The sequence below is a fragment of the Paracoccus yeei ATCC BAA-599 genome, from assembly GCF_000622145.1.
GTDB lineage: Bacteria > Pseudomonadota > Alphaproteobacteria > Rhodobacterales > Rhodobacteraceae > Paracoccus > Paracoccus yeei.
Window position 1 is genome coordinate 61,623 of the sequence record NZ_JHWH01000013.1, and the last position, 22,376, is coordinate 83,998.

Here is a 22,376-nt window from a genome sequence, read left to right on the forward strand (position 1 = left end):
GAACTGTCGGAATATCGTCAGGCCGACTATATATCGCGGCCTTCGGCTGACAAGTCCCCGAATATATGCCCCGACCGACTAACCCCGGCGCGTGACATCGGCGTGACAGGACTGGCCGCCGGGGCCGAACCGTGACAGGATCGGGGCATGGATCAGACACCGCCTCTGCTGGGAACGCTGGAAAGCGCGCTTTATGCCTTGGATCTGGAGGCCGCCGCCGCCTTCTGGACCGGGATCATCGGACTGAAGGAGATCGGCCGCGCGCCAGGCCGCCACGACTTCTTTCGCTGCGGAGCACAGGTGCTGCTGGTCTTTGACCCGACCGCGACCATCCATCCGCCCAAGCCGGATGCCCGCCTGCCGGTGCCGCCGCACGGCGCAAAGGGCCAAGGGCACTTCTGCATGGCAGCCGAAGGCGCGCATCTCGACGCATGGCGCGCGCACCTTGAAGAACATGGTATTGAGATCGAGGCCGATTTCACATGGCCGCAGGGCGGGAGATCACTCTATTTCCGCGATCCGGCAGGAAACTCGATCGAGATTGCCGATCCTGGCATCTGGAGACGATGAAGTCTCGAGGAAACCTGAACAACCATGTGATAATTCAGGTTTCATACCCAAAGGTTGGGGCTCTCAGCGGCGGGCGCGGGCCTCGATCCGCAGCGGCTCCGGGCGCCGGGTCATGAACCATGCCGAAACCGGCAGCAGGGCACCCAAGGTCATCCAGATCAAGGCCATCGCGAAATCTCCCTAACTCTCCCTTAAGAAGTTAGGGCCTGTCTCGGCCACTTCAAGGCAAAAATCACGCCAATCGTCATGGCTGGGCGGCAAGCCGCTCTTTCAGGAAGGCCAGCGCCGCCGAAAGGCCGTCGGGCGAAATGCCGTGCGGGGTGTTTCGCATGACATGGCCATAGACGGTGAAACCGGCCTGGGACAGGGCATCGCCCGCCAGCTGCATGCTTTCGAACGGCACGACCGGGTCCTGGTCGCCATGCAGCAGCAGGACGGGCGGCTTGACCCTTGCCTCGGCCGCCAGGGTCTCGGGCGACAGCAGGCGGCCGGAAAAGCCCACGACGCCCGCGACTTCGGCGTCGCGGCGGGGGGCCACGGCCAGCGCCATCATGGTGCCCTGCGAAAAGCCCACCAGCGCCAGCCGATCGGGCGCGATCCCCTCATCCGCCAATACCTTGTCGAGGAAGGCATTCAGGTCGTCGAAGGATTGCGCCATCGAGGCGCGGGCCTGCTTTTCGGACGAGCCATCCATCCAGGGGATCGGAAACCACTGATAGCCCATGGGATTGTTCGCGCAGGGCTCGGGCGCGTCGGGGGCGTAAAAGGCGGTGCCGGGCAGATGCGGCGCCAGGGGATCGGCCAGCCCCAGCAGGTCGGCGCCGTCCGCGCCATAGCCGTGCAGAAAGACCACGACCGAACCGGCCTTGGCCGGACCCTTGCGTTTCGATGTCAATGCGCGCGTCATCTGACCCCCTCGCGTCCCTTTGCGACGTGGTAATAGGCCCAGAGCGCACGCGCCGCAACCGCGCGCCAGGGACGCCACGGCTCGGCCAGCGCGATCAGCGCGGCCGGCCCGGGCCGTTCGGGCAGGCCGTAAAGCAGGCGCGCCGACTCGGCCAGCGCAAGGTCGCCGGCAGCAAAGACGTCGGGGCGGCCAAGCGCGAACTTGAGGTAGATCTCGGCGGTCCAGCGGCCGATCCCGGGCAATGCGGTCAGCGTGGTGATGGCCTGATCGTCGGGCAGATCGCGCAGCGCGGCCCAGTCGACCCGAGCCTCGGCGATGCCGCGCAGGTAGCGCGCCTTGGGGCGCGACAGGCCGGCGGCGCGCAGCGCATCGTCATCTGCCGCGCGGATCGCGGCCTCGTCCGACAGCCCGGCGGCGGCCAGGCGCGCAAGGATCGCGCCCGCTGCCTGCGTCGATATCTGCTGCGAGACCACCGCGTCGCGGATCGAGGGGAAGCCTTCCTCCCACCGGCGCAGCGGCAGCGGGCCGAGTTCCGGCAGCACCCGCGCCCAGACCGGACAGACCCGCGCCAGATGGGCCGCGCCCATGGCCAGGTCCGCCGCGTCGCGGATCATTCGTCCAGGCCCATATCGCCGGTCAGCTTGGCTTCCTCTTTCAGCCGCGTCTCGAAGGCCATCGAGATGTGGCGGCGCAGCGCCGCCTCGGCCCGGGCCTCGTCACGGGCGGCGATCGCGTCCACGATGTCCTGATGTTCGGCCAGGCTGACCGCGTCGCGCCCCTTGGCCGCCAGCGTGGTGCGCGCCATCAGCGCCATGCTGCGATGCACCAGGTCCAGCTGCTGGACCAGATAGCGGTTGTGCGACGCCAGGTGGACCTGGTGGTGAAAGCGCCGGTTGGCGCGCGACAGCGCCTGTGGATCGCCCAGGATCTTGTGGTCGTCCTCGACCATGCCTCCCAGCACGCGGATCTCCTCGGGGGTGGCATGGCGGGCGGCCAGGCGGGCGGCCAGCGCCTCAAGCTCGGCGCGCACGGTGTAAAGCTCGGCCAGCTGGTTGTGGTCCAGCGTGGCGACGATCAGGCTGCGCCCGTCGCGCTTGAGCATGGCTTGCGTTTCCAGCCGCTGCAACGCCTCGCGCACCGGGGTGCGGGACACGCCGAAGCGGTCGGCAAGTTCGGATTCGACCAGCCGGTCTCCGGGACGATAGGTGCCGTTGTCGATGGCGGACAGGATCAGGGAATAGGCGTCTTTCATGGCCGCACGATCCGCCGTCGGGGGCGGGATTGCAAGCGCCCTGCGTCGGGATTAGGCAGGGGCATGGATTTGCGGCATGTGACCACCTGGATCTTCGATCTGGACAATACGCTTTACGCGCCCGAGATGCGGCTGTTCGACCAGATCAAGCGCCGCATGACCGCCTATGTCATGCGCGAATTGCGGGTGGACCGGGCGACGGCGGACCGGCTGCGCAGCCATTACTGGCGCGAACATGGCACCACCCTGTCGGGCCTGATGGCCGAGCATGGCATCGACCCGATGGCCTATCTGCGCGAAGTCCACGACATCGACTTTTCCGGGCTTTCGCCCGACCCCGAGCTTGCAGCCCTGATCGCGGCTCTGCCCGGGCGCAAGATCGTGCACACCAACGGCGACGTCGCCTATGCGGGCCGCGTGCTCGAACGGCGCGGCCTGACGGGTTTCGATGAAATCCACGGCATCGACTCGCTTGGCTTTCATCCCAAGCCCGACCCGCGCGCTTATGCCGCAGTCATGGCGGCTTCGGGTTTCCAGCCCGGCGCGGTGGCCATGTTCGAGGATGACCCCAGGAACCTTTCCGTACCTCATGCCCTTGGAATGACCACGATTCTTGTTGGACCGGGACGCCACGGGCCGGACCTTCTGGCGTCCGGTCACGACCATGGGCCGCATGTCCACCATCACACGGCGGACCTTGCGGCGTTCCTGCGCACTCTTGCCGGGGCCGGCGCCTGTGCCCAGAATGGCATATCCCTCCCAGCATAGGAGATAAGATCATGGCCCATGCCGCCACCAATGACGAAAACCGCACCGCCGCCCGCCTGCTGCTGTTCGTGGCCGTCCTGCTTCTCGTGACCGTGGCTGCCACCCTGGTCTGGGGCCTTGCCGGTCTGACCACCGTGGCGCTGATCGCGACGGTCGTCGTCTTTGGCCTGCTGACCGCCTATGCCGCAGGCTTCTGAGCTGCTGGACGTCGATGTCCTGGTCTCGGGCGGGGGGATCGCCGGGCTGATCGCCGCCGCGGCCTTTGGTGCCGCGGGACACACGGTTCTGTGCGTGGATCCCGCGCCCCCCGTGACCGAGGAAGGCGCCCAGGGCTCGGACCTGCGCAGCACGGCATTCCTGAACCCGTCGGTGCCGGTCCTGGCCGCTGCCGGCCTGTGGGACCAGCTGGCCCCGCATGCGACGCCCCTGCAGATCATGCGGATCATCGACGCAGGCGGGGACCAGCCCCAGGCCCGGCTGGTGCGCGACTTCGACGCGGCCGAAATCTCGGACCAGCCCTTCGGCTGGAACCTGCCGAACTGGCTGCTGAAGCGGGAAATCTCGGGCCGGCTCGCCAGCCTGCAGAACGTCCGCTTCCGGCTCGGCACCGGCACCGCCGCCCTGCTGGCCCGCGAGGCCGAGGTGATCGCCACCCTGTCCGATGGCAGCCGCGTGCGCGCGAAACTGGTGGTCGGCGCGGACGGGCGCGATTCGCCGGTGCGTCAGGCCCTGGGGATCGGCACGCGAACCCTGCGCTACGGCCAAAGGGCGCTGGCCTTCGCCGTGACCCACCCCCAGCCCCATCAGAACGTCTCGACCGAGATCCACCGCTGGGGCGGCCCCTTTACCCTGGTTCCCCTGCCCGACCGCAACGGCAAGCCCTCCTCGGCGGTCGTCTGGATGGAGCGCGGGCCCGAGATCGCCCGCCTGCGCGCCCTGCCCGCCGAGGCGTTCGAACGCGAACTGAATCGCCGCTCGGCCGGCATCCTGGGCCACCTGACCCAGGCCACGCGGCTGACCGAATGGCCGATCATCAGCCAGATCGCCGACCGCTTCACCGGCCCCCGCACCGCGCTGATCGCCGAGGCTGCCCATGTCGTCCCACCCATCGGCGCCCAGGGCTTGAACATGAGCCTGGCCGACCTCGCCGCGCTGCTCGACCTTTCCGGCGACCGCCCGGGCGAGGCGGCTGGGCTTGAAACCTACAACCGCCGCCGCCGCCCCGAGGCGCTGGCCCGGCTGATGGGAATCGACGCGCTCAATCGCGCCAGCATGATCTCGGCCCGGCCGCTTCGCGATCTGCGCGCTGCGGCCCTGGGCGGCCTTTACGCCGCCTCGCCGGTCCGCAAGCTTCTGATGCGGGCCGGCTTGGGCATGACCTGACAGGTCTTCCTTGTTGTTCAAATACCCAAGGCCGGCCGCGCCACCCGCGCTGCCGGCCCCTATGGCATCCGCCGGTGCAATCTGCCACATAACGGCCATGGCCAAACCCACCACCGCCTTCACCTGCACCGCCTGCGGCGCCAGCCATCGCAAATGGTCGGGCCGCTGCGACGCCTGCGGCGCCTGGAACACCATCGTCGAGGAAGCGCCCCTGTCCCAGGGGCCGGGCCGCGGCCTGGGCACGCTCAAGGGCAAGACGATCGCGCTTTCCGACCTTGCGACGCAGGACCAGCCGCCGCCGCGCGCGACCTCGGGCATCGCCGAATTCGACCGGGTGCTGGGCGGCGGCCTGGTGCCCGGCTCGGCCATCCTGGTCGGCGGCGACCCCGGCATCGGCAAGTCGACGCTGCTCTTGCAGGCGGCCAGCGCCTTTGCCCGCTCGGGCCAGAGCGCAATCTACATCTCGGGCGAGGAGGCCAGCGCCCAGGTCCGCATGCGGGCGCAACGCCTAGGCCTCGGCGATGCCCCTGTCCGGCTGGGGGCGGAAACGGCGTTGCGCGACATCCTGACGACGCTCGATGCCGAACGTCCCGATGTGGCGGTGATCGACTCGATCCAGACCCTCTGGTCGGATCAGATCGAGGCGGCGCCCGGTTCCGTCAGCCAGGTCCGCGCCACCGCGCATGAACTGACCACCTTTGCCAAGCGGCGCGGCACCTCGGTCATCCTGGTCGGCCACGTCACCAAGGAAGGCCAGATCGCCGGCCCGCGCGTGGTCGAACACATGGTCGATACCGTGCTCTATTTCGAAGGCGAGCGCGGCCATCAGTTCCGCATCCTGCGCGCCCACAAGAACCGCTTCGGCCCCGCCGACGAGATCGGCGTCTTCGAGATGACCGGCGGTGGGCTGGCCGAGGTCGCGAACCCTTCGGCCCTGTTCCTGTCCGAACGCGGCGAACCCTCGCCCGGCTCGGCGGTCTTCGCCGGGATCGAGGGCACGCGCCCGGTGCTGACCGAGGTGCAGGCCCTGGTCGCCCCCTCGACGCTGGCCAGCCCCCGCCGGACGGTGGTTGGGCTTGATTCGGGCCGCGTCTCGACGATCCTTGCCGTGCTCGAGGCGCGCTGCGCCATCCCCTTTGCCGGGCTCGACGTTTTCCTGAACGTCGCCGGGGGCATGCGGGTCAACGAACCCGCCGCCGACCTGGCCATCGCCGCCGCCCTTCTCAGCGCGCGCGAGGATACGGCCCTGCCGGCCGACTGCGCCATTTTCGGCGAAATCAGCCTGTCGGGCGCGCTGCGTCCGGTCGCGCAGGCGGAAAACAGGTTGAAAGAGGCGCAGAAACTTGGTTTTTCACGGGCAATCCTGCCTGCGGCCACCAAGGTCGAGGGCCTTGCCGGAATGCGGATCGACCGCGTGCCGGATCTGACAAGCTTCGTGGGCGAGACATTCGGTGCCGGGTGAACTCGTCCCCAAACGCGGGCAAAGCCGCGAAAGGGCGTGACAATGGACGGTTTCACCATCATCGACGGCATCGTGGCCGCCGTGATCATCCTCTCGGCGATCCTGGCCTATGCGCGCGGATTCGTGCGCGAATCGCTGGCGATCCTGGGCTGGATCGGCGCGGCGATCCTGGCGTTCATCTTTGCGCCCACGGTCCGGCCGATGGTCGCGCAGATCCCCGGGCTGAACAAGTTCCTGGGCGACAGTTGCGAGCTTGCCACCATCGCCGCCTTCGCGGCGGTCTTTGCGCTGGCGCTGGTGGTGTTCTCGATCATCACGCCGCTGTTCTCCTCGGTCGTGCAGCGTTCGGCGCTGGGGGGTGTGGACCAGGGCATCGGCTTCCTGTTCGGGGTCGCGCGCGGCATCCTTCTGGTCGCGGTGGCCTTCATCGTCTACGACCGGGTGATGGCGACCCAGCCCGTCGCCGTGGTCGAGAACTCGCGCTCGGCCCAGGTTTTCGCGGCGATGCGGGGGCAGATGGACAGCCAGATCCCGCAGGACGCCCCGGGCTGGGTGGTGTCGCGCTATGAACAGCTGGTCCATGGCTGCGCCGTGACGCAGCCGGTCGACGCGGCCACCCCCACACTGGCCGCGCCCGCGAACTAGGCGTCCCGCGGGGCTTCGTGACCCATTCGTGACATTAATTGCGCCTCGTTTCCCTGCCGAGGCGTGACTTCGCCCACGCAAGCCCCTATGTTGTCGGCGACAGCGCCACATATGAGCCCTCCTCCTTAGCCCCATGAGCCGGTGATGATGCAGCCATTCCTTGCCCATCCCTTCGATTCCGACCGCCTGCACGAAGAATGCGGCGTGTTCGGTGCAATCGGTGTCGCGGATGCGGCCAACTTCGTCGCCCTTGGCCTGCACGCCCTGCAGCATCGTGGGCAAGAGGCCGGCGGCATCGTCGCCCATGATGCCGAACAGGGCTTCAACAGCGCCCATCGGTTCGGCTATGTCCGCGACAACTTCACCAAGCAAAGCCTGATGGAGACGCTGCCCGGATCGCTCGCCATCGGGCATGTGCGCTATTCGACCGCCGGCACCAAGGCCGCCACCGCGATCCGCGACGTGCAGCCGTTCTTCGGCGAATTCGCGATGGGCGGCTGCGCCATCGCGCACAATGGCAACATCACCAACGCCATGGCGCTGCGGCGCGAACTGATCGAGCGCGGCTCGATCTTCCAGTCCAGTTCCGACAGCGAATGCATCATCCACCTGATGGCGCGTTCCATCCAGCGCAACATCCCCGAGCGGATGAAGGACGCGCTGCGCCGGGTCGAAGGCGCCTTCAGCGTCATCGCCATGACCCGCACCAAGCTGATCGGCGTGCGCGACCCCCTGGGCGTGCGCCCCCTGGTCCTGGGCCGCATCGGCGAGGATGGCTTCGTGCTCGCCTCGGAAACCTGCGCGCTCGACATCATCGGCGCCGAATTCCTGCGCGAGATCGAGCCGGGCGAGATGGTCGTCATCTCCAAGGGCGAAATCGAAAGCTCGCGGCCCTTCGGCCCGTCCAAGGGCCGCTTCTGCATCTTCGAACATGTCTATTTCTCGCGTCCCGACTCGATCATCGGTGGCCGCTCGGTCTATGAGACCCGGCGCCAGATCGGCGTGGAACTGGCGCGCGAGGCCCCGGTCGAAGCCGACCTGGTCTGCCCCGTGCCCGACAGCGGCACCCCGGCCGCCATCGGCTACGCCCATGAAAGCGGCATCCCCTATGGCATGGGGATCATCCGCAACCAGTACATGGGCCGCACCTTCATCGAACCGACCGAACAGATCCGCAACATGGGCGTGCGGCTCAAGCTGAACGTGAACCGCGCGCTGGTCGCAGGCAAGCGCGTCGTCCTGGTCGACGATTCGGTGGTGCGCGGCACCACCTCGCGCAAGATCAAGGACATGATCCTGGACGCCGGCGCGGCCGAGGTGCATTTCCGCATCGCCAGCCCGCCCACGGCCTGGCCCTGCTTCTACGGCGTCGACACGCCCGACCGCGACAAGCTGCTGGCCGCCCAGATGACCGAGGAAGAGATGCGCGAATGGATCGGGGTCGACAGCCTCGCCTTCGTCTCGCTCGACGGTCTTTATCGCGCGGTGGGCGAGGCCAAGGGTCGCGACAAGTCCTGCCCGCAATATTGCGACGCCTGTTTCTCGGGGGAATACCCGGTCGCGCCCTTCGACCAGCTGGAACGCGGCTTCCGCATGAAGCCCGAATACGAGGCGCAGGCCATCACGGGCCACGCGGCCGAATAGGAAAAGGGGGCTTCGCGCCCCCTTCTTTTTCACCGTTTTCCAAGTACCCATGCCAAGGCCGCCACCTGCGCGGCCTTCGTCATGCGGCGCCCAGCGTTACCATGCCCTGCTGACCCAGCGCAAAGCGGCGCAGCACTTCGGGGTAAAGCCGATGCTCCTGCTCAAGAACCCGCGCCGCCAGGCTGCCCGCCGTATCGCCGGGCAGGACGGGAACGCGGGCCTGCCCCAGGATGGGCCCGGCGTCCAGGTCCGCCGTGACCAGATGCACCGTCGCCCCCGCCTCGGCGTCGCCCGCGTCGATGGCGCGCTGATGGGTGTGCAGCCCCGGATATTTCGGCAGCAGCGATGGATGGATGTTCAGCATCCGCCCCTCGAACCGCCGCACGAAATCAGCGGTCAGGATGCGCATGAAGCCCGCAAGGCACAGGATGTCGGGCTGGGCCCTCAGCAATGGCTCAAGCAGCGCGGCCTCGAAAGCGGTGCGGTCGCCCTTGTAGGCCCGGTGATCGACCGCAAAGGTCGGCACGCCCAGGGCCTCGGCCCGCGCCAGCCCCCCGGCGCCCGGATCGTTCGAGCCGACCAGCACGGCCCGCGCGGGATGGTCGCCGGTCATCGAGGAGACCAGCCTGACCATGTTCGAGCCGCCGCCCGAAATCAGGATGGCGACGCGCTTCACCGCAGGCTGCCGGAATAACGCACGCCCTCGCCTGCGGCCACATGGCCCAGGCGGTGGACCGTCTCGCCCTCGTCCGCCAGCAGCGCCTGCAAGGCGTCGGCGCGGTCAGCGGCCACGGCCAGGATCATGCCGATGCCCGAGTTGAAGGTCTTGAGCATCTCGGCCTCGGCGATGCCACCGGCCTCGGCCAGCCAGGCAAAGACCGGCGGCAGGGCAAAGCGTGTCAGGTCGATCTCGGCCCCTAGACCCTTGGGCAGGACGCGGGGCAGGTTCTCGGTGATGCCGCCGCCGGTAATATGGGCGGCTGCGTGGACCCCGCCTGCGCGGATCGCGGCCAGGACCGGGCGGACATAAAGGCGCGTCGGAACCAGCAGCGCCTGGCCCAGCGTGCCCTGGCCAAAGGGTGCCGGCGAATCCCAGCCCAGGCCCGCGTGCTCGGCCACCTTGCGCACCAGCGAGAAGCCGTTGGAATGCACCCCGTCCGAGGCAAGGCCCAGCAGCACGTCGCCTTCGGCCACGCCAGCGGGCAGCGCGGTGCCCCGCTCCATCGCGCCGACAGCAAAGCCCGCCAGGTCGAAATCGCCCTTGCCGTACATGCCCGGCATCTCGGCCGTCTCGCCCCCGATCAGGGCGCAGCCCGACAGCCGGCACCCCTCGGCGATGCCGGTAATGACGCGCGCGGCCTCATCGACGGACAGCTTTCCGGTCGCAAAATAGTCCAGGAAGAACAGCGGTTCCGCCCCCTGGCAGACCAGGTCGTTCACGCACATGGCAACCAGGTCGATGCCCAGCCCGTCCAGCTCGCCCGTGTCGATGCCGATGCGCAGCTTGGTGCCGACCCCGTCGGTCGCGGCGACCAGAACCGGGTCCTGAAAGCCCGCCGCGCGCAGGTCGAACAGCGCGCCAAAGCCGCCCAGCCCCTCCATCACGCCCGGACGCCGGGTCGCGGCGGCGGCGGGCTTGATGCGCTCGACCAGCGCATTGCCCGCGTCGATATCCACCCCGGCCTCGGCATAGGACAGGCCATTCTCGCGCTCGGTCATCTCGGGTCCCCTTGTGCTTTGCGCCCCGATAGCGCAGGCGGGCGCGGCAGGCAATGTTTCCTATGGCTTTGCCTCAGTCCCCCGCCCCGACCCCTGCCCCGGTCCCAGGCCCAGCGACAGCTCGCGCCCGGCGGCGACCACGGCCCCCGTGATCTCGGCCAGCCGGTCGTCGCTCATCCGGTGGACGGGCCCGGACACCGAAATGCCGGCGGCGGCCTCTCCGGCCAGGTCGAAGATCGGGGCCGCGATGCAGCGCATGCCCAGCGTCCGCTCCTCATTGTCCAGCGAATAGCCGCGCGCGCGGATGCGAACCAGATCCTCGGCCAGCTGCTCGGGCTCGGACAGGGTATGGGGGGTAAAGCGCTCCAGCCGCAGCCCTCGGATCATGGCGCGCAGCTCCTGCGGCCGGGCATGGGCCAGAAGCGCCTTGCCGATGCCGGATGCATGCAGCGGCGAACGCGTGCCCGGCGGGAAGAAGGCGCGGATCGTCTCGTGCGTCTCGGCCTGGGACAGGAACAGGACGGCGTCGCCGTTCAGGATGCCCAGGTTCGCCGTCTCGCCGGTGGTTTCCATCAGGCGCCGCAACACGGGCCGCGCGCGTTCGACCAGCCCCGAGCGGCGCATGAAGGCCGAGCCATGCCGAAAGGCGGTCGGTCCGACATGCCAGGCCTGGCTGCTGGCATCCTGCTCTGCCACCCCCCGCGCCGCCAGCGTGACCAGCACCCGGTGCACGGTCGAGGGCGCCATCTGCAAGCGCTGACCGATCTCGGTCAGGGTCAGGCCGTTCCCGGCGGCGATGGCATCCAGGATGTCCAGCGCCCGGTCCAGCGCCCGGATGCCGCCGCTGTCCCCGCTGTCGCCGGCCCGTCCGCGCGGGCGGCCCTTCTTGCGCAGTTCCGTCATTCGTCACCCCTTCTTTCGACAGATATAAGGAATGGTTGAAAATTGCCTTGCGCAATTGGAAAAGGACAAATCATTGGCATAAATGGGAAATACACCGTTTTTCCGCGATTGCGAAATATTTTTCAGAAAAATTGCCTGAATGGACAGCAAGGCGTAGCTTGGTTCACAAGCGCAGGAGGTATTGCCATGACCAGTCAGAACCCGATCTTCATCCCCGGCCCCACCAACATCCCCGAGGAGATGCGCAAGGCCGTCGACATGCCCACCATCGACCACCGCTCGCCGGTGTTCGGCCGCATGCTGCACCCGGCGCTGGAAGGGGTGAAGAAGGTCCTCAAGACCACGCAGGCCCAGGTCTTCCTGTTCCCCTCGACGGGCACGGGCGGCTGGGAAACCGCCATCACCAACACGCTGTCGCCCGGCGACAAGGTGCTGGCGGCCCGCAACGGCATGTTCAGCCACCGCTGGATCGACATGTGCCAGCGCCACGGGCTGGACGTGCAATTCGTCGAGACCCCCTGGGGCGAAGGCATCCCCGCGGATCGGTTCGAGGAAATCCTGACCGCCGACAAGGCGCATGACATCAAGGTCGTCCTGGCCACGCATAACGAGACCGCGACCGGCGTCAAATCCGACATCGCCGCCGTCCGCCGCGCGCTGGACGCTGCCGGCCACCCGGCGCTGCTGTTCGTCGACGGCGTCAGCTCCATCGGATCGATGGACTTCCGCATGGACGAATGGGGCGTCGACATCGCCGTCACCGGCAGCCAGAAGGGCTTCATGCTGCCGCCGGGCCTGGCCATCGTCGGCTTCTCGCCCAAGGCAATGGAGGCGGTCGAAACGGCAAAGCTGCCGCGCACCTTCTTCGACATCCGCGACATGGCGACCGGCTATGCCCGCAACGGCTATCCCTATACGCCGCCGGTCGGCCTGATCAACGGGCTGAACGTCGCCTGCGAACGGCTGCTGAACGAAGGGCTGGAGAACGTCTTTGCCCGCCACCACCGCATCGCGGGCGGCGTCCGTGCCGCGGTCGATGCCTGGGGGATGAAGCTCTGCGCCGTCCGGCCCGCGCTGTATTCCGACAGCGTCAGCGCCATCCGCGTGCCCGAAGGGTTCGACGCGAACCTGATCGTCAGCCATGCGCTGGAGACCTATGACATGGCCTTCGGCACCGGCCTGGGCGAAGTCGCGGGCAAGGTGTTCCGCATTGGCCACCTGGGCAGCCTGACCGACGCCATGGCGCTGTCGGGCATCGCCACGGCCGAGATGGTGATGGCAGACCTGGGGCTGCCGATCAAGCTGGGCTCGGGCGTCGCCGCCGCGCAGGAACATTACCGCCAGTCCACCGCCACCGCACAGAAGAAAGCCGCCTGAGGGATGAAGGACGCCATGGATATCCCGACGTACCAGGACATGCTGGACGCGCATGAGCGCATCAAGCCGCATATTCGGCGCACGCCGATCCGCACCTCGGACTACCTGAACGAGCTTGCCGGCGCGCAGCTGTTCTTCAAATGCGAGAACTTCCAGGAGCCGGGGGCCTTCAAGGTGCGCGGCGCCGCCAACGCGGTATTTGGGCTTTCGGACGAACAGGCGGCCAGGGGCGTTGCCACGCACAGCTCGGGCAACCATGCGTCCTGCCTCAGCTACGCGGCCATGCTGCGCGGCATTCCCTGCAACGTGGTCATGCCACGGACCGCGCCGCAGGCCAAGAAGGACACCGTGCGCCGCTATGGCGGGGTGATCACCGAATGCGAGCCCTCGACCTCGTCGCGGGAGGCGACCTTTGCCGAGGTGCAGGCGCGCACGGGGGGCGATTTCGTCCACCCCTACAACGACCCGCGCGTGATCGCGGGCCAGGGCACCTGCGCCAAGGAACTGATCGAGCAGGTCGACGGGCTGGATGCGGTCGTGGCGCCGATCGGCGGCGGCGGCATGATCTCGGGCACCTGCCTGACGCTTTCGACGCTGGCGCCCGAGGTCAAGGTCATTGCGGCCGAGCCCGAGCAGGCCGACGACGCCTATCGCAGCTTCAAGGCCGGCCACATCATTGCCGACGATGCCCCGAAGACCGTCGCCGACGGCCTCCTGGTGCCCTTGAAGGACCTGACTTGGCATTTCGTGAAAAACCACGTCAGCGAAATCTATACCGCCTCGGACGCCGAGATCGTCGATGCGATGAAGCTGATCTGGAAGCACCTGCGCATCGTGATGGAGCCCAGCAGCGCGGTGCCGCTGGCCACCATCCTGAAGAACCCTGAAGCCTTTGCCGGCCAGCGCGTCGGCATCATCGTCACCGGCGGCAATGTCGATCTCGACAAGCTGCCCTGGATCTGAGGAGAGCATCATGAACGCGAAAGCGGATTTTGCCGGCTATGAAGTCGGTTTCGACATCCCCGCCCTGCCCGGCATGGACGAGAAAGACATCCAGACGCCTTGCCTGATCCTCGACCTGGACGCGCTGGAACGCAACATCAAGAAGATGGGCGACTATGCCAAGGCCCACGGCATGCGCCACCGCAGCCACGGCAAGATGCACAAGTCCGTGGACGTGCAAAAGCTGCAGGAATCGCTTGGCGGCGCCATCGGCGTCTGCTGCCAGAAAGTGTCCGAGGCCGAGGTCTTTGCCCGTGGCGGCATCAAGGACATCCTGGTTTCGAACCAAGTCCGCGACGCGGCCAAGATCGACCGGCTGGCCAAGATGCCGAAGCTGGGCGCGACCGTGACCGTCTGCGTCGATGACGTGGCGAACGTGACCGACCTGTCGGCGGCGGCGCAAAAGCACGGCACCAACCTGGGCGTCTTTGTCGAAATCGACTGCGGCGCGGGTCGCTGCGGCGTGAAAACCACCCCCGAGGTGCTGGAAATCGCCCGTGCGGTCGCGGCCGCCCCGAACCTGACCTTCAAGGGCATCCAGGCCTATCAGGGCGCCATGCAGCACATCGACAGCTACGAGGAGCGCAAGGCCAAGCTCGACGCCGCCATCGCGCAGGTCAAGGACGCCGTGGACGCGCTCGAGGCCGAGGGCCTGACCCCCGAATTCGTCTCGGGCGGCGGCACGGGTTCCTATTACTTCGAATCGAACTCGAATGTTTACAACGAACTGCAGTGCGGCTCCTATGCCTTCATGGATGCCGATTACGGGCGCATCCATGACAAGGACGGCAAGCGCATCGACCAGGGCGAATGGGAAAACGCGCTGTTCATCCTGACCAGCGTGATGTCGCACGCCAAGCCGCATCTGGCGGTGGTCGATGCGGGCCTCAAGGCGCAGTCGGTCGACTCGGGCCTGCCCTTCGTCTATGGCCGCGACGACGTGAAATACATCAAGTGCAGCGACGAGCACGGCGTCGTCGAGGACCCGCAGGGCGTCCTGAAGGTCAATGACAAGCTGCGCCTGGTGCCCGGCCACTGCGACCCGACCTGCAACGTGCACGACTGGTATGTGGGCGTGCGGAACGGCAAGGTCGAAACCGTCTGGCCGGTTTCGGCGCGCGGAAAGGCCTATTGATGCTGGTCGTCGCGGAAAAGGAGATCGGGGGTCTGATGACCCCCGAGGCGGCCTTCGAGGCCATCGAGGCGGTGTTTGCCGCCATGGACGCGGGCAAGGCTTACAATTTCCCGGTGGTGCGCGAGGCCATCGGGCATGAGGACGCGCTTTACGGCTTCAAGGGCGGCTTCGACGCCTCGGCCCTGACGCTGGGGCTGAAGGCTGGCGGCTACTGGCCGAACAACCAGAAACACGACCTGATCAACCACCAGTCGACGATCTTCCTGTTCGACGCCGACACCGGGCGGGTGGCGGCGGCGGTCGGCGGCAACCTTCTGACGGCGCTGCGCACGGCCGCCGCCTCGGCCGTGTCGATCAAGTATCTGGCCCCCAAGGGCGCCAGGGTGCTGGGCATGATCGGCGCGGGCCATCAGTCGGCCTTCCAGATGCGGGCCGCTGCGCGCGTCCATGCCTTTGAAAAGGTCATCGGCTGGAACCCGCACCCCGAGATGCTGACCCGCCTGGCCGAGACCGCGGCCGAACTGGGCCTGCCCTTCGAGGCCGTGGACCTGGACCGGCTGGGCGCCGAGGCCGACGTGATCGTCTCGATCACCTCGTCCTTCTCGCCGCTCCTGATGAACGAACACGTCCGGGGCGAGACCCATATCGCCGCCATGGGCACCGACACCAAGGGCAAGCAGGAGCTCGACCCCGCCCTGGTCGCGCGCGCGAAGCTTTACACCGACGAGGTGGCGCAGGCGGTCTCGATCGGCGAATGCCAGCACGCGGTGGCCCAGGGCCTCGTCGAGGCGGCCGCGATCACCCGCCTGGGCGCGGCGGTGAACGGCACCGACCCCGGCCGTGACGGCGCCGAGATCACCCTCTTCGATGGCACCGGCGTTGGCCTCCAGGACCTCGCCGTCGCCGCAAAGGTCGTCCAGCTCGCCCAAGCCAAGGGCATCGCCCAGACGGTCGAGATCTGACCGCACAGGACGGACGCGCCGGCCCGGCAATCACGCCGGGCCGTCCAGAAAGGAAAGCCATGAAAACCCTGATCCGCAAGGCCGAAGTCGTCGTGACGATGGACGGCACCCGGCGCGAGATCGCGGGCGGAGATGTGCTGATCGACGGCGGGGTCATCCTTGCCGTCGGTCAAGATCTTGCCGGCGAAGGCGCCGAAATCATCGAGGCCAGGGGCTGCGTCGTCACGCCCGGCCTGGTCAACACCCATCACCATCTGTTCCAGACCCTGACGCGCGCGGTACCTGCCGCGCAGGACGCGGCGCTGTTTGGCTGGCTGCGCACCCTTTACCCGATCTGGGGGCGCATGACGCCGGGCGACATCCGGCTGTCCGCGCAGATCGGGCTGGCCGAACTGGCGCTGTCGGGCTGCACCTGTTCGTCGGACCACCTGTATCTGTTCCCGAACGGCGCGCGCCTTGACGACAGCATCGAGGCCGCGGCCGAGATCGGCATCCGTTTCCACGCGACCCGGGGCGCCATGTCGATCGGCGAAAGCAAGGGCGGCCTGCCCCCCGATGCGCTGGTCGAATCCGAATCCGCCATCCTGAAGGACAGCGAACGCCTGATCGCCGCCTTCCATGACCCGAACCCCGGCGCCATGGTGCAGGTGGGGCTTGCCCCCTGCTCGCCCTTCTCGGTCAGCCGGGAACTCATGCGCGACGCGGCCATCCTGGCCCGGGAGAAAGGCGTGCGCCTGCACACCCACCTGGCCGAGAATGACGAGGATATCGCCTATTCGCTGCAGAACTTCGGCATGCTGCCCGGCGATTACGCCGAAAGCCTGGGCTGGACCGGGGACGATGTCTGGCACGCGCATTGCGTGAAACTGTCGGACAAGGAAATCGACCTCTTCGCCCGCACCGGCACCGGGGTCGCGCATTGCCCCTGCTCGAACGCGCGGCTCGCCTCGGGCATCGCGCCGGTGCGCGCCATGCGCGACGCAGGCGTGCCGGTGGGCCTGGGCGTCGACGGCTCGGCCAGCAACGATTGCAGCCATCTGGGGCTTGAGGCGCGCCAGGCCATGCTGATGGCCCGGCTGAAGAACGGCCCCGCCGCTATGGGCGCCCGCGAGGCGCTGGAGATCGCGACGCTGGGCGGTGCCCGGGTGCTGGGCCGCACGGACCTTGGCAGCCTGGAACCCGGCAAGCGCGCCGACCTGGTGCTGTGGGACGTGACCGAGCTTGCGGCGGCGGGCGAATGGGACCCGGTCGCGGCCCTTGTGTTCTGCGCCCCGATGCGGCCACGTTCGGTCTATGTCGAGGGGCGCGCCGTGGTCTGCGAACACCGGCTGGTTACCGCCGACCCGCATCACCTCAACGAACAGGCCCGCGCGGCGACCCATCGCCTCGCCAACGGATAGGAGCGAACATGTCCGGCTATCTCACCACCCATGTCCTTGACACCGCGAACGGCACCCCCGCCCAGGGCATGCGGATCGAACTCTATCGGCTCGACCCCGAGCGCCGGCTGCTCAAGGAAACCGTCACCAATCACGACGGCCGCACCGACAGCCAGATCCTGCCGGAAGCCGAATTCCAGACCGGCGAATACGAACTGGTGTTCCATGTCGGCGAATGGCTGGACGCCCAGGGCCACCAGGCCGCCAAGCCCCGCTTTCTGGACCAGATCCCGCTGCGCTTCGGCATGTCCGAACAGGACCACTACCATGTGCCGCTGCTGATCTCGCCCTACGGGTTCTCGACCTATCGCGGCAGCTGATCCGCAGGACGCAACGACACTGGCCGGGCGCGACGTAGCGCCCTGCCCCTGATCCGGCGGCCGGGCCACGGGACGCACCTGCCGCCGCGATCTTCTATCAAAGCTTTATGCAGCCTTAAACTATCCTTGGAAGTCATCGCTGACCAAGGTCGATAAACATCGGCCAAGCTTGCGGGAGGAGATCGCAGGTTCCAGGGAATGGGAGGAGAGAAAGTGCAACCAACCCCAGAAACCACGCCCATCCGGCCCGAGGACGAAAAGCTGGGGCTTTTCGCGAATCTGGCCTATGGCATCCAGCATATCCTGACCATGTACGGTGGCATCGTCGCCGTGCCGCTGATCGTCGGCCAGGCCGCGGGCCTGTCGCCCGCCGACATCGGGCTTCTGGTCACCGCGTCGCTTTTTGCGGGCGGCGTCGCCACCATCCTGCAGACCATCGGCCTGCCCTTCTTCGGCTGCCAGCTGCCGCTGGTGCAGGGCGTGTCCTTTGCCGGGGTCGCGACGATGATCACCATCTCGGGCAACGGCGGCATCCAGGCCGTCTTCGGCGCGGTGATCGCCGCCTCGCTGATCGGGCTGCTGATCACGCCGATCTTCGCGCGCGTCACCAAGTTCTTTCCGCCGCTGGTGGCGGGCATCGTCATCACCACCATCGGCCTGACGCTGATGCCGGTCGCCGGCCGCTGGGCCATGGGCGGCAACAGCCGGGCCGAGGATTTCGGCAGCACCAGCAACATCCTGCTGGCCGGGGTGACGCTTGCCATCGTGCTGCTGCTCAGCAAGGTCGGCAATGCCACGATCTCGCGCCTGTCGATCCTGCTGGCGCTGGTCGCCGGCACCGCGATCGCCTGGGCAGCGGGCATGACCGACTTCTCGCAGGTGGGCAACGGCCCGGTCGTGGCGCTGCCCGACATCTTCCACTTCGGCTGGCCGACCTTCGGCACCGCCGCGATCCTGTCGATGTTCATCGTCATCCTGGTCACCCTGGTCGAAACCTCGGCCGACATCTTCGCCGTGGGCGAAATCGTCGGCACCAAGGTCGATTCGCGCCGGCTGGGCGACGGCCTGCGCGCCGACATGCTGTCCAGCATGCTTGCGCCGGTCGTGGGTTCATTCACGCAAAGCGCCTTCGCCCAGAACGTCGGCCTGGTCGCCGTCACCGGGGTGAAAAGCCGCTATGTGGTCGCCACCGGCGGCGCGATCCTGGTCTGCCTCGGGCTCTTGCCGATCATGGGCCCGGTCGTGGCCACCATCCCGATGCCGGTCCTCGGCGGCGCGGGCATCGTGCTGTTCGGCACCGTGACGGCCAGCGGCATCCGCACCCTCGCCAAGGTCAACTACCAGGGCAACATGAACCTGATCATCGTGGCGACCTCGATCGGTTTCGGCACCCTGCCGATCATGCTGCCCGAGTTCTACCACCACTTCCCGACCTGGGTGCAGACCATCTTCCACTCGGGAATCAGCTCCTCGGCGCTGATGGCGATCCTGCTGAACCTGATGTTCAACTACTTCACCGCCGGAAACTCGGAACAGCCCTCGGTCTTCGGGGCGGCGGCCGAGCGGGTGATCCGCTACACCGACCTCTCGCAGCTGCGCGACGGCGACTATTACCTCGACGGCAAGATGTTCGATGCCGACGGCAAGGAAATCGCCCTGCTTCCGGCCGGGGGCCACTAAGCCAAGACCATGGCCAGGCCCGCAACAGAACCGGGCAGGCCTGCTTCTTTCTTGCAAAAATATCCTGGGGGAGGAGGCGCTGTGCGCCGGAGGGGGCAAAGCCCCCTCTTTTTCATTGCAACCGACGCAAACACGGAAAGATTTTCAACGCAGGCTTAAGACAGCCAAGGCAACTGGCCCGATTTTCGCCTATCCTTGCCCTGCGTTAAGAAAATCCCAGCTAGACAGGAGCACTTCATGTCCGATTTCGCCGTCATCTGGGATTGGCTCGCCTTTGCCATCCGCTGGACGCATGTCGTCACCGCCATCTGCTGGATCGGCTCTTCCTTCTATTTCGTCGCTCTCGACCTCGGCCTGCGCAAGGTGCCGGGCCTGCCGGCCGGCGCGCACGGAGAAGAATGGCAGGTCCATGGTGGCGGATTCTACCACATCCAGAAATACCTGGTCGCGCCCGAGCGGATGCCCGAGCACCTGATCTGGTTCAAATGGGAAAGCTACATGACCTGGATCTCGGGGGCGGCGCTCCTGATGGTCACCTACTGGGTGGGGTCCGAGCTGTTCCTGATCGACCCGGCCAAGATGGACCTGGCGCCTTGGCAGGCGATCCTGATCTCGGCCGCCTCGCTGTCGGTGGGCTGGCTGGTCTACACCAACCTCTGCAAGTCCCGGCTGGGCGAGACGCCGACCCTGCTGATGCTGCTGCTGTTCGTCCTGCTGATGGTCATGGGCTGGGGCTACAACCAGGTCTTCACCGGCCGCGCCACCATGCTGCACCTGGGCGCCTTTACCGCCACGATCATGACGGCGAACGTGTTCTTCGTCATCATGCCGAACCAGCGCATCGTCGTCGCCGACCTCAAGGCCGGGCGTCCCGCCGATCCGAAATACGGCAAGATCGCCAAACTGCGCTCGACGCACAACAACTACCTGACGCTGCCGGTCGTCTTCCTGATGCTGTCGAACCACTATCCGCTGGCCTTTGCCCACGACCTGAACTGGGTGATCGCGGGGCTGATCTTCCTGATGGGCGTGACCATCCGGCATTTCTTCAACAGCATGCACGCCGGCAAGGGCTACCTGTGGTGGACCTGGGCGGTCACGACGATCCTGTTCGTCATCGTCATGTGGATCTCGACCGCGCCGATGCTGCGTCAGACGGTCGAGGAATCCGAGGCCCGCATCCTGACCCCGACCCAGCAGGCCATGGTGGACGCGCCCGGCTGGGACGACGCCTATGGCGCCGTCATGGGCCGGTGCAGCATGTGCCACGCAAGAGAGCCCTCGTACGAGGGCATCCACACCGCCCCCAAGGGCGTCCTGCTGGAAACCCCCGACGACATCACCCGCGCCGCGCGGGAAATCTACATCCAGGCCGGCGTGACCAACGCCATGCCCCCCGCGAACGTCAGCTTCATGGAGCCGGCCGAACGCCAGGCCATCGTGGACTGGTACCGCTCGCTACCCACGACCTTCGCGCTGAACTGACCGCGGGCGCCGGGGAACGCCCCGCCAGACCACCGACTCGTTGAGAAAATCCCGCCGCCGTGCTATCATGGAAGGCGGCAAATTATTCTTTACGAGTTCTTTTCATGTCTGGGTTGCCGTCTGCGCCAACGCTGTTGGCCTTTGCCGGCCTTGCCTTCGGACTTGCCGTGACGCCGGGTCCGAACATGGCCTACCTGATATCCTGTTCGATCTGTCGGGGCCGTTGGGCGGGGCTCGTCTCGCTGGGCGGGATCGCCCTGGGATATGTCTTTTACCTGCTTTGCGCGGTGACGGGGGTTGCAGCGATGTTGCTGGCCCAGCCCCGGGCACTGGTGCTGCTCAAGCTGGCGGGCGCGGCCTATCTGGCAGTCCTCGCGGTCCGGCTTCTGGCGGCGGACGGGCTGTTCGGGCGGCCTCCTGCCCAGCATCCCCCGGAAAGCCGAGGCGGGCTGTTCCTGATGGGCTTTCTGACCAACCTGCTGAACCCGGGCGTGGCGTTGCTGTATCTGACGCTGCTGCCCCTGTTCGTCGTGGTGGAGGCGCGAAGCATCTGGCTGCAATCGCTGACCCTGGGTTCCGTGCATATCGTAATCGGGCTTGCCGTCAACGCCGCGGTGGCCCTGACCGCCGGGTCGCTCGCGGGCTTTCTGATCCGCCACCCCGGTTGGTTGCGCGGGCAACGCTGGATCACCTCGGGGGCTCTGGCGGTTTTCTCGGCGCAGATACTGGCCGCCCTGTGCTGAAGCCTCAGCCGAAGTGCCGCCGCGTCTCACGCGCGATGAAATCGGCAAACAGGCGCACCTTGGGGTCCTGCAGCCGCCGGTGCGGCGTCAACACGCCGAATTGCGACGGAAGCGGACGGCAGTCGGGCAAGATCTCGACCAGCCGCCCCGAGCCGAGATGCTCGACCACCTCGTAATGCGGGCGGTTGGCGATGCCGCGCCCTTCCAGCGCCCAGTCGGTCAGCACGTCGCCGTCGTCGGCGTCGAAATGGCCGTTCACCAGCAGCTTCTGCGGTCCCTCGGGCGTTTGCAGCACCCAGTAATATTCCGGGCTGCGCGGATAGCGCAGCAGCAGGCAGTTGTGCTTGACCAGGTCGTCGGGCTGGGCGGGTGCGCCATGCCTTTCCAGATAATCGGGCGTTGCCACCAGAACCCGCCGGCATTCCGCGATGCGGCGCCACTTCAGCGCCGAATCCTGCGGCTCGCCCAGAAAGAACGCCAGGTCGATCCCGTCTGCGATGATGTCGACATTGCGGTCCGACAGCCGCAGCCGGATTTCGACGCCGGGATATTCGTCGCAGAACCGCGGCACCAAGGGCGCGATCAGCCGCCGCCCCAGCCCCAGCGGCGCCGTGACCCGCAAGGCGCCATGCGGATTGCCCGAAAACCCCGAAACGACCGCCTCGGCCTCGTCCAGGGTCTCGATCACCCGGCGCGCGCTGTCATAGAAGGCGCGCCCCACCTCGGTCGGGACCAGCTTGCGGGTGGTGCGGTTCAGCAGCCGCACGCCGAAGCGCGTCTCGAGATCCTTGATGCGATTCGAGGCAACTGCCGGCGACATGCGCAGATCGCGCCCGCCCGCCGTGATCGACCCCAGTTCGATCACCCGCACGAAAACCCGAAGACTTTCAAGATATGGCACGGCTCTCACCTGCTTCTTTCAAGGAACGGCTGAAAGTCTTATGCTCAATCCATCGTTTCGCAAAGGCCAATTCGCATCT

The 22,376-nt window shown here is 67.2% G+C and carries 23 protein-coding genes; 16 read left to right on the forward strand and 7 right to left on the reverse strand.

Annotated elements, in window-relative coordinates:
* Positions 1-147: 147 nt before the first annotated feature.
* Positions 148-570, forward strand: a complete 423-nt coding sequence (locus tag BU28_RS0108280; protein WP_028719052.1) for a VOC family protein — start codon at positions 148-150, stop codon at positions 568-570.
* A gap of 244 nt (positions 571-814) precedes the next feature.
* Here the strand turns inward: BU28_RS0108280 and BU28_RS0108290 are convergent, their stop codons facing one another.
* Genes BU28_RS0108290 through BU28_RS0108300 form a run of 3 tightly spaced genes read right to left on the reverse strand, consistent with a single transcriptional unit; the run spans position 815 to position 2,729 of the window.
* Complete coding sequence (locus BU28_RS0108290; protein WP_028719053.1) at positions 815-1,477, reverse strand: alpha/beta hydrolase; 663 nt, start codon at positions 1,475-1,477, stop codon at positions 815-817.
* Complete coding sequence (locus BU28_RS0108295) at positions 1,474-2,091, reverse strand: DNA-3-methyladenine glycosylase family protein (protein ID WP_028719054.1); 618 nt, start codon at positions 2,089-2,091, stop codon at positions 1,474-1,476. The genes BU28_RS0108290 and BU28_RS0108295 overlap by 4 nt, the downstream gene beginning before the upstream one ends.
* Positions 2,088-2,729, reverse strand: a complete 642-nt coding sequence (locus BU28_RS0108300; protein ID WP_028719055.1) for a GntR family transcriptional regulator — start codon at positions 2,727-2,729, stop codon at positions 2,088-2,090. Before BU28_RS0108300 ends, BU28_RS0108295 begins: the two co-directional genes overlap by 4 nt.
* 63 nt (positions 2,730-2,792) lie before the next feature.
* Here BU28_RS0108300 and BU28_RS0108305 point away from each other — a divergent pair, with 63 nt between their 5' ends.
* From BU28_RS0108305 to purF, 6 genes are all read left to right on the forward strand, one after another.
* A complete protein-coding gene (locus tag BU28_RS0108305; protein WP_028719056.1) occupies positions 2,793-3,497 on the forward strand; it encodes a pyrimidine 5'-nucleotidase in 705 nt (234 codons plus the stop codon).
* 11 nt (positions 3,498-3,508) lie between these two features.
* The gene (locus tag BU28_RS0108310; RefSeq protein WP_036762410.1) at positions 3,509-3,694 is read left to right on the forward strand and encodes a hypothetical protein; all 186 of its coding nucleotides are present in this window, start codon (positions 3,509-3,511) and stop codon (positions 3,692-3,694) included.
* Positions 3,678-4,880 (forward strand): UbiH/UbiF family hydroxylase, encoded by a 1,203-nt coding sequence (locus tag BU28_RS0108315; protein WP_028719058.1) that lies wholly within the window; start codon positions 3,678-3,680, stop codon positions 4,878-4,880. The genes BU28_RS0108310 and BU28_RS0108315 overlap by 17 nt, the downstream gene beginning before the upstream one ends.
* 97 nt (positions 4,881-4,977) lie before the next feature.
* Positions 4,978-6,342, forward strand: coding sequence for a DNA repair protein RadA (gene radA / locus BU28_RS0108320; RefSeq protein ID WP_028719059.1), 1,365 nt, complete (start codon positions 4,978-4,980; stop codon positions 6,340-6,342).
* A 42-nt stretch (positions 6,343-6,384) separates the two neighbouring features.
* Positions 6,385-6,987 (forward strand): CvpA family protein, encoded by a 603-nt coding sequence (locus tag BU28_RS0108325; RefSeq protein ID WP_028719060.1) that lies wholly within the window; start codon positions 6,385-6,387, stop codon positions 6,985-6,987.
* Between the two features lie 147 nt (positions 6,988-7,134).
* A complete protein-coding gene (gene purF, locus BU28_RS0108330; RefSeq protein WP_088239176.1) occupies positions 7,135-8,631 on the forward strand; it encodes an amidophosphoribosyltransferase in 1,497 nt (498 codons plus the stop codon).
* A gap of 79 nt (positions 8,632-8,710) precedes the next feature.
* Here purF and purN read toward each other — a convergent pair whose 3' ends face one another.
* Genes purN through bhcR form a run of 3 tightly spaced genes read right to left on the reverse strand, consistent with a single transcriptional unit; the run spans position 8,711 to position 11,253 of the window.
* Positions 8,711-9,307, reverse strand: a complete 597-nt coding sequence (purN, locus tag BU28_RS0108335; protein ID WP_028719062.1) for a phosphoribosylglycinamide formyltransferase — start codon at positions 9,305-9,307, stop codon at positions 8,711-8,713.
* A complete protein-coding gene (gene purM / locus BU28_RS0108340) occupies positions 9,304-10,350 on the reverse strand; it encodes a phosphoribosylformylglycinamidine cyclo-ligase (RefSeq protein WP_028719063.1) in 1,047 nt (348 codons plus the stop codon). The genes purN and purM overlap by 4 nt, the downstream gene beginning before the upstream one ends.
* Positions 10,351-10,410: 60 nt before the next feature.
* Positions 10,411-11,253 carry an HTH-type transcriptional regulator BhcR gene (gene bhcR, locus BU28_RS0108345; RefSeq protein ID WP_028719064.1) on the reverse strand — a complete coding sequence of 281 codons (843 nt, stop codon included), beginning with the start codon at positions 11,251-11,253 and terminating at the stop codon, positions 10,411-10,413.
* A gap of 186 nt (positions 11,254-11,439) precedes the next feature.
* Between bhcR and bhcA the strand changes: the two genes are divergently transcribed.
* From bhcA to BU28_RS0108390, 9 genes are all read left to right on the forward strand, one after another.
* Complete coding sequence (bhcA, locus tag BU28_RS0108350) at positions 11,440-12,630, forward strand: L-aspartate--glyoxylate aminotransferase BhcA (protein WP_028719065.1); 1,191 nt, start codon at positions 11,440-11,442, stop codon at positions 12,628-12,630.
* 3 nt (positions 12,631-12,633) lie between these two features.
* A complete protein-coding gene (bhcB, locus tag BU28_RS0108355) occupies positions 12,634-13,593 on the forward strand; it encodes a beta-hydroxyaspartate dehydratase BhcB (protein WP_028719066.1) in 960 nt (319 codons plus the stop codon).
* 10 nt (positions 13,594-13,603) lie between these two features.
* Positions 13,604-14,767 (forward strand): 3-hydroxy-D-aspartate aldolase BhcC, encoded by a 1,164-nt coding sequence (gene bhcC / locus BU28_RS0108360; RefSeq protein ID WP_028719067.1) that lies wholly within the window; start codon positions 13,604-13,606, stop codon positions 14,765-14,767.
* A complete protein-coding gene (gene bhcD, locus BU28_RS0108365; protein ID WP_028719068.1) occupies positions 14,767-15,729 on the forward strand; it encodes an iminosuccinate reductase BhcD in 963 nt (320 codons plus the stop codon). Before bhcC ends, bhcD begins: the two co-directional genes overlap by 1 nt.
* 59 nt (positions 15,730-15,788) lie before the next feature.
* A complete protein-coding gene (locus BU28_RS0108370; protein ID WP_028719069.1) occupies positions 15,789-17,129 on the forward strand; it encodes an 8-oxoguanine deaminase in 1,341 nt (446 codons plus the stop codon).
* 8 nt (positions 17,130-17,137) lie between these two features.
* Complete coding sequence (uraH, locus tag BU28_RS0108375) at positions 17,138-17,488, forward strand: hydroxyisourate hydrolase (protein ID WP_028719070.1); 351 nt, start codon at positions 17,138-17,140, stop codon at positions 17,486-17,488.
* A gap of 213 nt (positions 17,489-17,701) precedes the next feature.
* Entirely contained in the window at positions 17,702-19,168 is a 1,467-nt protein-coding gene (locus BU28_RS0108380; protein ID WP_028719071.1) for a nucleobase:cation symporter-2 family protein, read from the forward strand.
* A gap of 237 nt (positions 19,169-19,405) precedes the next feature.
* Entirely contained in the window at positions 19,406-20,653 is a 1,248-nt protein-coding gene (locus tag BU28_RS0108385) for a urate hydroxylase PuuD (protein WP_028719072.1), read from the forward strand.
* A 104-nt stretch (positions 20,654-20,757) separates the two neighbouring features.
* Entirely contained in the window at positions 20,758-21,396 is a 639-nt protein-coding gene (locus BU28_RS0108390; protein WP_198944938.1) for a LysE family translocator, read from the forward strand.
* 4 nt (positions 21,397-21,400) lie between these two features.
* Here the strand turns inward: BU28_RS0108390 and BU28_RS0108395 are convergent, their stop codons facing one another.
* A complete protein-coding gene (locus BU28_RS0108395; protein WP_028719074.1) occupies positions 21,401-22,297 on the reverse strand; it encodes a LysR family transcriptional regulator in 897 nt (298 codons plus the stop codon).
* Positions 22,298-22,376: the final 79 nt, after the last annotated feature.